Raw genomic sequence first — 12,557 nt, forward strand, 5'->3', positions numbered from 1 at the left:
TCAAGAGGGCACCTGCATGAGCCACTTCGATCTCGGCCGTCGCCGCGTGATGCAAGTCGTCGGCGCCGGCCTGTTGCTGCCGGGCCTGGCCCCGGCGGTGATCGCGTCGGTCAAGGACCGGCCGCAACTCACCGACGGCGTGCAGTCCGGCGACCTGCTCGGTGATCGCGCGATGATCTGGAGCCGCAGCGACCGCCCGGCGAAGATGGTGGTGGAGTGGGACACCCGCAGCGTATTCAGCAACCCGCGTCGATTTGTTTCGCCCCTGGCCGACAACCGCACCGACTTTACCGCCCGCGTCGAACTCACCGGACTGCCCGCCGACCAGGCGATTTTCTACCGCGTGCACTTTGAAGACGCCCAGACCGGCGTCGCCAGCGAGCCGTGGTTCGGCCACCTGCGCAGTGTGCCGTACCAACGCCGCGACATCCGTTTTGTGTGGAGCGGCGACACCGTCGGCCAAGGCTTTGGCATCAACCCGGACATCGGCGGTATGCGCATCTACGAAGCCATGCGCCTGCGCCTGCCGGACTTCTTTATCCACAGCGGCGACACCATCTACGCCGATGGCCCGGTGCCCGCGCAATTGCCTACCGAGGGCGGGCGCATCTGGCGCAATATCACCACCGAAGCCAAGAGCAAGGTCGCCGAAACCCTCGACGAATATCGCGGCAACTACCGCTACAACCTGCTGGATGAAAACGTGCGTCGCTTCAATGCCGAGGTGCCGCAGATCTGGCAGTGGGATGACCATGAAGTGGTGAATAACTGGTCGCCCGGCAAGCAACTCGACGAGCGCTACCAGACCAAGGACATCAACACCTTGGTGGGCCACGCACGCCAGGCCTGGCTGGAGTATTCACCCATGCGCCGGCAAAGCGCGGACGGCGGCGGGCGGATTTATCGCACGCTCAGTTATGGCCCGCTGCTGGATGTATTCGTGCTCGACATGCGCAGCTATCGCGGCCCCAACGATGACAACCTGGGCGGTGAAAAACCCTTCCTCGGCCGCGAGCAGTTGGACTGGCTCAAGCGCGAACTCAAGGCCTCCCAGGCCCAGTGGAAGGTGATCGCCGCCGACATGCCCATCGGCCTCGGCGTGCCCGACGGCGAAGTCAGCCCCGGCGTACCGCGCTGGGAAGCCATTGCCAACAATGACCCAGGCCCGGCGCAGGGCCGCGAGCTGGAAATCGCCGAATTACTCGGCTTTCTGCGCGCGCAGAAAGTGCGCAACCATGTGTGGCTGACGGCGGATGTGCATTACTGCGCGGCCCATCACTACCACCCGGATCGGGCGGCGTTCCAGGATTTCGAGCCGTTCTGGGAGTTTGTCGCCGGGCCTCTGAATGCGGGCAGCTTCGGTCCGAATCCCTTGGATAAAACCTTTGGCCCTGAGGTGGTGTTCGAGAAGGCCCCGCCGGCGCAGAACACCTCGCCGTTTGCCGGGTTTCAGTTTTTTGGCGAAGTGCAGATTGACGGGCAGACAGCGGAGTTGACCGTGATTTTGCGCGACCTGGATGGGGTCTCGGTATTCGAACAGAAGCTGCAACCGGTCTGACCTGAAATGCAATCTAAATGTGGGAGGGGGCAAGCCCCCTCTCACATTGGATCACATCAGTAGACATCCCGGCGGTAGCGCCCTTGTTCGATCAAGCGCTCCACTGTCTCATTCCCGAGGATGTCGACCAGCGCCTGGTCCACGCCCGTCGCCATCCCCTGCAAGCTGCCACACACATAAATCGCCGCGCCGTCCGCGAGCCATTTACGCAGGACATCGGCGGATTCGCGCAGGCGGTCCTGCACGTAGATTTTCTCCTCCTGATCCCGGGAAAACGCCAGGTCCAGCAGGGCCAGGTCACCACTGGCCAGCCAGCCTTGAAGCTCGTCCCGGCACAGGTAGTCGTGGGCGATGGTGCGTTCGCCGAACAGCAGCCAGTTGCGCTGCTGGCCATCGGCAATGCGCGCCTTGAGCAGGCTGCGCAAACCGGCCAGGCCGGTGCCGTTACCCAGCAGGATCAATGGCACCGGCGCCTCCGGCAGGTGGAAGCCACTGTTGCGGCGCAGGCGCAGGCTGATTGCCGAGCCAATGGCCGCATGTTCGGTGAGCCAGCCCGAGCCCACACCCAGGCTGCCGTCGGGGTGGCGTTCCTGGCGCACGATCAATTCCAGCACGCCGTCGCTGGCGATCGAGGCGATGGAGTATTCGCGCATGCCCAGGGGTGCGAGCGCGTTCACCAGCGCTTGAGCGTGCAGGCCGACCAGGTGCGCCCGGTTGTCCGGCAGTTGGCGGGTCGCAAGGGCCTGGTTGAGGGTGTGTGGCAGGCCGTCGATCAGCACGCCATCAGTGCCGATCAGCCCCAGGCCTTCGAGGAAGTGCTCGATGGCCCACGGGCAATTGCGCGGCAGGATTTCCACCAGGTCGCCGGCCAGCCAGTTTTGTTTCGATGGCGATGTGAGGCCCAGCAGGTAGACGTCCGAGCTGGCGCTGCCGGGGTTGAGCAGGGTGCGCTGGCTCAGCGTCCAGTTTTCATACTGGGCGGTCGGCCAGGCGGCGACGGGTGCCTGGCCCGTCAGCTGTCCAAGCTGTTGTTGCCAGTGCAGCAGGGCGGCGCTGTCGCCGCTGTCCACTTCCACCGGGGCGAACAGTGGGTTACCGCCCTGGTGGGTCAGCCAGAAATGCAGGCGCCGGGCAAAGCCACAGAAGTGTTGGTACTGGCGATCACCCAGGGCCAGCACCGAGTAGTTCAGGCCTTTGAGTGACAGATCCTGGCCGAGCACGCTGCGCTCGAAACCGCGGGCGCTGTCGGGGGCTTCGCCGTCGCCGAAGGTGCTGACTACGAACAGCGCATTTTCCGACTGGCGCAAGTCGTCCTGGCTGACACTGCCCAGAGGCTGCACCTTCACCGGCAGGCCAGCCGCCTGCAATTGTCCGGCGGTCTGCCAGGCCAGTTGCTCGGCAAACCCGCTCTGGCTGGCAAAACCGATCAGCCAGGCCGGGGCATCACTGTGGTTGGCACTGAGGCCTTTGCGTGCGTCGCGTACCTGGCGTTTTTTGCGCCGACGGTCCAGGTACAGCAGCCAGCCGGTGATGAAGAACAACGGCATGAGCAGCGAGCTGACGGTGAGGATAATGCGCCCCGCCAGGCCGAAATAACTGCCGGTGTGCAGCGCGTAGATGCTGGTGAGTAACTGCGACTTGAAGGTTTTGCCGGCGTACGTGTCATGGGATTTGACCTCGCCGGTGGCCGGGTCCAGGTTGATCTGGTTCAGTGCGCGGTCGTGGGGGGAGTCTTTGAGCAGGTAATAGACAATGGCGGGTTGCCCGGCGACGGCTGGCATGCGGATGTTATAGGCACTCAAGCCTGGGCCGGCGTTGCTGTAGATGCTGCTCCAGATCGCGTCGTAGTTGGCCACTGGTGCCGGGCCTGCGGGCGGTGGGCCGCGCTTGCGCATCCGTTCATTCTGCGGCGCGTCGGACAGCAGTTTGGTCAGGCCCTGGCTGTACCAGTCGTAGGACCAGGACAGGCCGGTCAGCGCCGCCAGCAGGTAGGCCAGCAGGCACCAGGTGCCGAACACCGAATGCAAATCCCAGTTGAAGCTGCGGCCCTTTTTGCGCCAGTCCAGCGTCAGCCAGGCACGCCAGTTGGCGACCTGGCGCGGCCAGCGCAGGTACAGGCCGGACAGGCAGAAGAACACCAGGATCAGCGTGCAGGCGCCGGTGATCTGCCGGCCGGTTTCGCCCATGGCCAGGAAGCGGTGCAGTTGCAGGATAAAGCCGAGTACATCCTGGCCGACCGCGTCGCCCATGTAGTCGCCGGTGTAGGGGTCGAAATAGCGCATCTGGCCACGGCGCTCACCCGGCGGCGGGGTGAAGAACACGCGGGCGGCGTTGCCGCTTTCGCTTTCCACCCACAGCATGGACACGGCCTTGCCTTCGGTGGCTTCCAGCTTGCGCACCAGCTCGGCGGGCGGCAGCACGCCGGCTTCGCGTTTCTCCACGCTCAACACACTTGGGTTGAGCGCCCGCAGGATCTCATCCTGAAACGAGACCGCAGCCCCGGTGATCCCCATCAAGGCCAGCACCAGCCCGGCAGTGATGCCGAAGAACCAGTGCAACTGGAACAGGGTTTTCTTCAACACGTCGGACCGCCTCGTCTATCTGAATATGTAGGGCACGGCGCGCATTATGCCGTGGGTTGTCGAGAAACATTCTGTTTGACACGCAAAAGCCCCACGCATCCGATGCGTGGGGCTTTGTGGGCTGCTGACCGTTTAGAAGTGGAAGCTTGTGGACAGCAGCGCCGTGCGGCCCGCCGCCTGGTTGGCGAAGTGCGAGGCGTAGGCTTTGTCGTAATAGGTCTTGTCAGTCAGGTTCTGCACGTTCAATTGCAGGTCGACGTTTTTGCTCAGCTTATAGCTGGCCATGGCGTCGTAGCGGGTGTAGGAGGGCACATACACGGTGTTGGCCGCATCGCCGTAAACCTGATCGACGTAGAACGCGCCACCGCCGATGGTCAGCTTCGGGGTCAGGTTATAGGTGGTCCACAGGCTGAACGAGTGCTCCGGCGTGTTGGGCATTTGGTTGCCTTTGTTGGAACCGGCCTGGACGACGCCCTGGCGGTTGCCGTTTTTGCCTGGGTCAACCAGTTCGGCTTTCAGGTAGCTGTAGCCGGCGAATACTTGCCACTGTTCGGTGATCTTGCCGCTGGCGGACAGTTCCAGGCCATCGACCCGCGACTCGCCTGCCGTTTCGTAGGTGTTGGAGTCCACCAGGATGCGGGTGTTTTTCTTCTCGGTACGGAACACTGCGGCAGACAGGGACAGGCGGTTGTGGAACAGGTCCCACTTGGTGCCCAGTTCGTAGTTGACGGTTTCTTCGGGCTTGAGGTCGCTGGTGTTGATGCCGGTAGGAATCGCATTGCTGTCGACTCCTTCGCCCACCAGTCCACCTGCCGGTGAGGCCGAGGTCGCGTAGGAGGTGTAGATGCTGCCGTTCTCCAAAGGCTTCCAGACCAGGCCGGCCTGCCAGTTGAAGAACTGGCTGTCGTCCTTGACCTTGCTGCGCGCCCTGACCGTCGAGGTCGGTACGGCGTTGGTGTTGGCTTCGGTGTCGAAGGTGTCGTAGCGCAGGCCGACGTTCAGCAGCCATTTCGGATCGAGTTCGATGGTGTCGAACACATAGGCGGCACGGCTGGTGGCCTTGGTGTTGGTGCCGTTGTAATTGCGCGCGATGCTGCCGGTCCAGGCGTCGTCCGGATTCGGGTTGCTCAGCGAGGTGCACTGTCCACCCCGGCCGCCGCCGGCCACGGTGCACGTCGGGTTGCTGTTCGGTGTGACGGTGTAACCGCTGACGCGGGTTTCTTCGCCGGTGAATTCCAGGCCGGTGGAGTAGCTGTGCTTGAAGCCAAGCGCCTGGAAATTGCCGAACAGATCTGTCTGGTTGGTGGTGGTCGTGGTGGTGGAGACGCGAGTGTTCGCGCGACGCCACACCGTGCCGAAACGGTTGACGTTGCGTTGGCTATCGTCCGGCTGCGTGAGCACGTAGTCCTGACCGGTGCTGCCATGGCGCAGGGTGTTTTTCAGCGTCATGTCGTCGTTCAGGTCGTGCTCGATGGAGAACGTGCTGATGTCCGCGCGGGTCTTGCGGAAGTCACGGTCCTTGAGACCGTAGAAGTTATTGCTGTCGCCGCCGTCGGTGGGTTTGTCGTGCGCATGAGTGGTGGCGGTCGAAGAGCTGTAGCCATACGGAATGCCCGAATCCGGCAGGTCATTGCTTTCCATATGGTAGTAGCTGAGGTTGACGCGGGTCGGCGTGCCCAGGCCGAAGGTCAGCGATGGGGCCACGCCCCAGCGGTCGTAATTGACCGCGTCACGGCCGGCCACGTTCTGTTCGTGGCTCATCAGGTTCAGGCGGAACGCGGCGCTGTCGTCGAGGAACTGACGGTTCACATCGAGTACATAGCGGCGGGTCTGGTCGGAACCGTAAGTGAAGCCGCCGTTGGTGAAGTCCCGGGCTTGCGGAGTCTTGCTCACCAGGTTGAGGCTGCCACCGGCCGAGCCACGACCGCCGAAGGAGGAGTTCGGGCCTTTGCTGACTTCGATGGACTCGATATCGAAAATTTCACGGCTCTGGCCGCCGGTGTCGCGCACGCCGTCCAGGTAGGTGTCGCCCTGGGCGTCGAAACCACGGATGAATGGACGGTCGCCCTGGGGGTTGCCGCCCTCGCCGGCGCCGAAGGTAATCCCCGGTACGGTGCGCAGGGCATCCTGCAACGAGGTGGCGGCGGTGTCCTTGAGGACTTGTTGTGGCACCACGGTCACCGAGCGCGGCGTGTCCACCAGCGGCGCGGTGTATTTTTGCGAAGAGGCTTTTTCGACCTGGTACGCGGTGTTGTCCTGTTCTTCGCCGGTGATGCTGGTGGCGCCGAGGGCGATGCTGTTGCGCTGGCCTTTTTGTTCAGTGTCTTCGGCCGCCTGCGCCAGATGGGCGACAGAGCTGGCGCTGAGCGCAACGCCGATGGCCGAAGCCAGCATGCGGGGTGAGCCAACAGGTGTTTTTGTGGTGGTGCGCGACATGACGTGTCCTTTCCCCAAGGAGGTGAGGCCGCGGAATATAGGGTGAACAAGACTTTCTATCAATTGCGATACATTACTATTCGCGCTGAATTTACATTCTTTACACTTTTGCCTTACGGTTTTTACGCTCTCGTTCGTCTCCGGCGTTTTACAGGGCGGATAAGAATCAATACCATTGGCGCCTCTTTGCCTACAGGTATTGCCCCATGCTGCTGCACATTCCCGGCCTGTTCTCTCGCGAGGAAGTGCAGCGCATCCGCCACGCCCTGGAAACCGCCGATTGGGCCGATGGCAAAATCACCGCCGGGCACCAGTCCGCCAAAGCCAAGCACAACCTGCAATTGCCCGAAGGCCACCCGCTGGCCAAGGAGATCGGCGCGGCAATGCTCGAACGGTTGTGGAAAAATCCTCTGTTTATGTCAGCGGCGTTACCGCACAAGGTCTTCCCGCCGCTGCTCAATTGCTACACGGCCGGTGGCAGCTTCGACTTCCATATCGACAATGCCGTGCGCCAGGCCAGGGGCAGCCATGAACGGGTGCGCACGGACCTGTCGTCTACGCTGTTCTTCAGCGATCCGGATGACTATGACGGCGGCGAACTGGAGATCCAGGACACTTTCGGCCTGCAGCGCGTGAAGTTGCCGGCCGGCGATATGGTGCTGTACCCAGGCTCCAGCCTGCACAAAGTCAACGCCGTGTCCCGAGGTGCGCGGTATGCCGCGTTTTTCTGGACCCAAAGCCTGGTGCGCGAAGACAGCCAGCGCACCCTGCTGTTCGAGATGGACGGCGCCATCCAGCAATTGAGCCGTGATGTACCCGACCACCCTGGGTTGATCCAGCTCACCGGCACCTATCACAACCTGTTGCGTCGCTGGGTCGAGGTCTGACATGGGCTTTTTATTGCGCCGCGAAGAAGTGCTCAACGTTGAGCAATTGCAGGGCATGCTCGACGACTCGCCGGTGCGCGCGGCCCAGGCGATTCTGATCGCGGCCAAGGAGGGCGTGGTGGATGCCCAGGCCTTGCTCGGGCAAATCCTGCTGGAAGGCCGCGGTATTGCGCGCGACGAAGCGCTGGCGCTGCGGTGGTTCCAGATTGCGGCGCAGGGCGGGCATTTAATGGCGCGCAATATGGCCGGGCGTTGCCTGGAGCATGGCTGGGGGTGTGCCATCGACGAAGCGGCGGCTGCGCGGGAATACCGTTTGGCGGCAGACGCGGGATTGGATTGGGGCCAGTACAACTATGCCAATCTGCTGGCGACGGGCCGGGGTGTTGCCGAGAACCCGCAGCACGCGCTGGCCCTGTATCGGCAAGCCGCAGAACAGGGGCATGCCAAGTCGATGAACCTGCTGGGGCGCTACCTGGAAGACGCTCAGGTTTGCCCGAGGGACCTGGAGGCGGCTGTGGAGTGGTATCGACGCTCAGCCGAGGCCGGGGATTTTCGCGGGCAGTTCAGTTACGCGGCGGTGTTGGCCGACAGGGGCCAGGTCGAGGCGGCGCTGGAGTGGTTGCGCAAGGCGCTGGCGGGCGGAAATCTGAAGTTCCTGCGAACAGCCCACACGGCCTTGGCGGCGGCGAGTGATCCGCGGGTTCGAGCGCTGGCCGAGGCCTTCCACCAACGGGCCGTGAGCCTTGCCTGAGGCATAAAAAAACCCATGACATGTCATGGGTTTTTTGTGTGCGGGCGTCTTACACGTAGAACGACTTCAACGGCGGAAAGCCATTGAACTCAACCGCGCTGTAGCTGGTGGTGTAGGCACCGGTCGACAGCCAGTACAAGCGATCACCGATCGCCAGGTTCAGCGGCAGGCCGTACTTGTAGTTTTCGTACATGATGTCGGCGCTGTCGCAGGTCGGGCCGGCGATGACCACTTCTTCCATCTCGCCTTTCTTCTCGGTCCAGATCGGGAACTTGATGGCTTCGTCCATGGTTTCGATCAGGCCGGAGAACTTGCCCACATCCGTGTACACCCAGCGCTCGACGGCGGTACGGGATTTACGGGCAACCAATACCACTTCACTGACCAGGATGCCGGCGTTGGCGATCAGCGAACGGCCTGGCTCGAGGATGATTTCCGGCAGGTCATCGCCGAAGTCTTCCTTGAGGAAGCGGATGATTTCTTCGGCGTAGGTTTCCAGGCTGTTGGTGCGGGTGATGTAGTTGGCCGGGAAGCCGCCGCCCATGTTGATCAGCTTGAGGTGGATGCCGTCTTCTTCCTTCAGGCGTTCGAAGATCACCTTGACCTTGGCGATTGCCGCGTCCCACACGCTGATGTCGCGTTGCTGCGAGCCAACGTGGAACGAAATGCCGTAGGGCACCAGGCCCAGGTCACGAGCGAGGATCAGCAGGTCCATGGCCATGTCGGTCTGGCAGCCGAATTTGCGCGACAGAGGCCAGTCAGCCGTGGTCGAGCCTTCGGTGAGGATACGTACATACACTTTCGAACCCGGCGCGGCCTTGGCGATGTTGCGCAGGTCGGCTTCGGAGTCGGTGGAGAACAGGCGCACGCCCTTCTCGTAGAAGTAGCGGATGTCCTTGGATTTCTTGATGGTGTTGCCGTAGCTGATACGGTCGGCGCTGACGCCGCGGTCCATGACCTTGTCCAGCTCGTAGATCGAGGCGATGTCGAAGCTCGAGCCCTTGTCTTTCAGCAGGTCGATGATCTCCACGGCCGGGTTGGCCTTGACCGCGTAATACACCTTGGCGAATTCGAAACCGGCGCGCAGGTCATCGTAGGCCTGGCTGATCATCGCGGTGTCGATCACCACGAACGGGGTTTCCTGTTTGTCGGCGAACGCCTTCATTTTGTCAAAAGTGGCGCGCGCGAAATAATCTTCGACGTTGATCGACATGCTGGGAACTCCTAAGGGCAAACTAAATTGATCAATGGGTGCAAATGAACGTCCTCCGTATCCCCACTTTGGTTCGCCTACTTCCCAAGGCATGTCGCCGAAAGCAAAAAGGCCATGGGAATAGTCGCTTCCCTTGGCCTTGCTGTCTCGTCGTCAGTACTTGAGCCGGATGGATCGTTTCCAGCATGGACGTTCGGCGCGAACTTTAGGACGTGAGGGGCCATAGATCAACTAAAAATGTCGCGTTTTTGCACGCGTTCGTCGCGGGACCGCGCGCAGCTACTTATGTAACCGACACGTGTGACGGAATGATGTTCCCCGGATGTGGATAATTGAAGGTGTTTCCCTGACAGATCGCGGGACCAAATGTGGGAGGGAGCAAGCCCCCTCCCACATAAGATCAGGCCAGGGCGGTCTCGGCGGGGGAGACAATGCTGGTCTTGCCCCCACGGGACTTACCGGAACTCAGGTACTCGGCAATCGACTCCTGGGTCACTTCACCCAGGAACACCCGCTCCGCATCCATCACCGGCAACCACGAGCGGTTGAACTCGTACATGCGCGACAACAGGATGCGCAAATGCTCGTCATACGCCGCCGTGGCGTTGAACTCGCGCAGGTACTGGCCGCAGGTACCGGTCTGACGGTGCAGGTCGCGACGGCGTACATAGCCGAGCGCCTTGTTCTCGGCGCACGTGACTACCACATAGCGGCGGTCAGTTTCGTCCATCAGCTCCAGGGCATCGGCCACCGGGGTTCCCGGGCTCACCGATGGGGCGTTGTCCGCCGCATCTTCAGCCTTCACCAGCAACAGGCGCTTGAGGGTGCTGTCCTGGCCCACGAAGTTGCTGACGAACTCGTCGGCCGGATGGGCCAGCAGGGTGTCCGGATGATCGATCTGCAGCAGCTTGCCGGCGCGGAAGATGGCGATCTTGTCACCCAGCTTGATGGCTTCGTCGATGTCGTGGCTGACCATGATCACGGTCTTGTTCAGCGCCCGTTGCATCTCGAAGAACTCGTTCTGGATCATCTCGCGGTTGATCGGGTCGACCGCGCCGAACGGCTCATCCATCAGCAGCAGCGGCGCGTCCGCCGCCAGTGCACGAATCACGCCGATACGCTGTTGCTGGCCGCCCGACAGTTCACGCGGGTAGCGATGCAGGTACTGCTTGGGTTCCAGCTTGATCATGCTCATCAACTCGCGGGCGCGGTCGTGGCATTTCTGCTTGTCCCAGCCCAGCAGCTTGGGCACGACCACGATATTTTCCTCGATGGTCATGTTCGGGAACAGGCCGATCTGCTGGATCACGTAGCCGATGTTGCGACGCAGGGTCACTTCATCGAGGTCGGTGGTGTCTTCGCCGTTGATCAGGATCTTGCCCGAGGTCGGCTTGATCAGGCGGTTGATCATTTTCAGCGTGGTGCTCTTGCCGCAGCCCGAAGGGCCGAGGAACACGCAAATCTCGCCTTCGTTGACGGTCAGGCTTACGTCGTTCACGGCCGAAACAGTTTTGCCGTTGCTTTGAAAAGTCTTGGTCAGGTTTTGAAGTTCGATCATTTGAGCAGTCCTTTTGGAGTCAGCGAGCGTTGCAGCCATTGCAGAAGCAGGTCGGCGAAGATGGCCAGGAGACTGACCAGCACGGCGCCGACGATCAGCATCGACATGTCGCTGCGGCTGATGGAAGCCAGAATAAGTACACCCAGGCCACCGGCGCCGATGGTGGCGGCGATGGTCATGACGCCAATGTTCATCACCACGGCGGTACGCACGCCGGCGAGGATCACCGGCACGGCGATGGGCAGTTCGACCATGCGCAGGCGCTGGCCGAAGGTCATGCCGATGCCTTTGGCGGCTTCGCGGATGCCCGGTTCGACGCCGGTGAGGGCCAGGTAAGTGTTACGCATGATCGGCAGCAGGGAGTAGAGGAACACGGCGGTGATCGCCGGCATCGGCCCCAGGCCCTGGCCGAATTTGGAGTAGAACGGCAGCAGCAGGCCGAACAGGGCGATGGACGGCACGGTCAGCAGCACCGTGGCGCTGGCTTGCAACGGGCCGGCGAGGGTCGGGAAGCGGGTCATCAGCACGCCGAGGGGCACGCCGACGACAATCGCCAGGATCACCGCGATACCGACCAAGGTGATGTGCTGCCAGGTCAGGTGCAGGACCTGGGCCCAATCAAGATGGGAAAAGGCGTTCAGGAATTCCATGTCTTCTCCTTCTTAGTTGATCGGATGTTGGCGCAGGAAATCGGCGGCAACAGCGGATGGGCTTTCATGGTCGACGTCGACCCGCGCGTTCAACTCGCGCATGGTCTTGTCGTCGAACAGCGCGGCCAGTGGCGCAAGGTCTGCGGCCAGCTGCGGGTGCGCGTCCAGGTAAACCTGGCGCACCACGGGGGCGGCGGTGTAGTCCGGGAAATAGTGCTTGTCGTCGGCCAGCAGCTTCAATTTGAACGCGTTGAGGCGACCGTCGGTGGTGTAGACCAGGCCGGCAAACACCTGGCCGTTACGCAGGGCGGTGTAGACCAGGCCCGCGTCCATCTGCCGGGTGTTTTTGCGCGTCAGGTTCATGTCATACAGCTTGACCATGCCGGCGAGGCCGTCGGAGCGGTTGGCGAACTCGGTGTCCAGGGCCACCAGGCGGTGTTCCTTGGTGTCTCCTGCCATGGCGTTGGTGAGGTCGCTGATGCTGTTGATCTCTGGATGCTCCTCGGCCACTTTCTCGGGCAGTGCCAGGGCGTAGGTGTTGCTGAAGCGCGACGGCGACAGCCAGACCAGGCCTTTTTTCGCGTCGAGCTCTTTCACTCGGGCGTAGGACTGTTCGCTGTCGAGCTTCTCATCCACATGGTTGTAGGCCACGAGCGACACGCCGGTGTATTCCCAGATCAGGTCCAGTTGCCCGCTTTCCTGGGCACTGCGCGCCAGGTTGCTGCCCAGGCCGCCGGTCACGCGGGCGTCATAGCCCTTGGTGCGCAGGTACTGGGAGGTGATTTCGGCCAGCAGGGTCTGTTCGGTGAACACCCGCGCGCCAATGCGGATCACGGGTTTTTCGGCAGCTTGCGCAAGACCTGCAAACAGCAGGACGCAGCTCAGTATCAAGGTGATTTTTTTCATGTGTATTCCTTTGCCA

The 12,557-nt window shown here is 62.1% G+C and carries 9 protein-coding genes; 3 read left to right on the forward strand and 6 right to left on the reverse strand.

Translation table 11 applies throughout. The annotated features are described in order from the left end of the window. The first annotated feature begins 16 nt into the window (after window positions 1-16). A complete protein-coding gene (locus tag B9N88_RS10725; protein ID WP_027604870.1) occupies window positions 17-1,558 on the forward strand; it encodes an alkaline phosphatase D family protein in 1,542 nt (513 codons plus the stop codon). Between the two features lie 56 nt (window positions 1,559-1,614). Here B9N88_RS10725 and B9N88_RS10730 read toward each other — a convergent pair whose 3' ends face one another. Together B9N88_RS10730 and B9N88_RS10735 are read right to left on the reverse strand one after the other, a co-directional pair. Next, window positions 1,615-4,140: a PepSY domain-containing protein gene (locus B9N88_RS10730; protein WP_027604869.1), complete on the reverse strand. Its 2,526-nt coding sequence runs from the start codon at window positions 4,138-4,140 to the stop codon at window positions 1,615-1,617. Between the two features lie 132 nt (window positions 4,141-4,272). After that, window positions 4,273-6,576, reverse strand: a complete 2,304-nt coding sequence (locus B9N88_RS10735) for a TonB-dependent receptor (protein ID WP_027604868.1) — start codon at window positions 6,574-6,576, stop codon at window positions 4,273-4,275. Window positions 6,577-6,782: 206 nt separating this feature from the next. Here B9N88_RS10735 and B9N88_RS10740 point away from each other — a divergent pair, with 206 nt between their 5' ends. Both B9N88_RS10740 and B9N88_RS10745 read left to right on the forward strand, forming a co-directional pair. Continuing rightward, a complete protein-coding gene (locus B9N88_RS10740; RefSeq protein ID WP_027604867.1) occupies window positions 6,783-7,463 on the forward strand; it encodes a Fe2+-dependent dioxygenase in 681 nt (226 codons plus the stop codon). A 1-nt stretch (window position 7,464) separates the two neighbouring features. Continuing rightward, window positions 7,465-8,214, forward strand: coding sequence for a tetratricopeptide repeat protein (locus tag B9N88_RS10745; RefSeq protein ID WP_027604866.1), 750 nt, complete (start codon window positions 7,465-7,467; stop codon window positions 8,212-8,214). A gap of 49 nt (window positions 8,215-8,263) precedes the next feature. Here B9N88_RS10745 and B9N88_RS10750 read toward each other — a convergent pair whose 3' ends face one another. The 4 genes from B9N88_RS10750 to B9N88_RS10765 form a co-directional block, all read right to left on the reverse strand. Then, window positions 8,264-9,427, reverse strand: coding sequence for a type III PLP-dependent enzyme (locus tag B9N88_RS10750; RefSeq protein ID WP_014716890.1), 1,164 nt, complete (start codon window positions 9,425-9,427; stop codon window positions 8,264-8,266). A gap of 400 nt (window positions 9,428-9,827) precedes the next feature. Then, window positions 9,828-10,985: an osmoprotectant ABC transporter ATP-binding protein OsmV gene (locus tag B9N88_RS10755; protein WP_027604865.1), complete on the reverse strand. Its 1,158-nt coding sequence runs from the start codon at window positions 10,983-10,985 to the stop codon at window positions 9,828-9,830. After that, a complete protein-coding gene (locus B9N88_RS10760; protein ID WP_027604864.1) occupies window positions 10,982-11,635 on the reverse strand; it encodes an ABC transporter permease in 654 nt (217 codons plus the stop codon). The genes B9N88_RS10755 and B9N88_RS10760 overlap by 4 nt, the downstream gene beginning before the upstream one ends. 12 nt (window positions 11,636-11,647) lie before the next feature. Next, complete coding sequence (locus B9N88_RS10765; RefSeq protein WP_027604863.1) at window positions 11,648-12,541, reverse strand: glycine betaine ABC transporter substrate-binding protein; 894 nt, start codon at window positions 12,539-12,541, stop codon at window positions 11,648-11,650. Window positions 12,542-12,557 lie beyond the last annotated feature (16 nt).

Origin of the sequence: Pseudomonas sp. LAMO17WK12:I1, assembly GCF_900177315.1 — a bacterium.
Classification (GTDB): domain Bacteria; phylum Pseudomonadota; class Gammaproteobacteria; order Pseudomonadales; family Pseudomonadaceae; genus Aquipseudomonas; species Aquipseudomonas marginalis.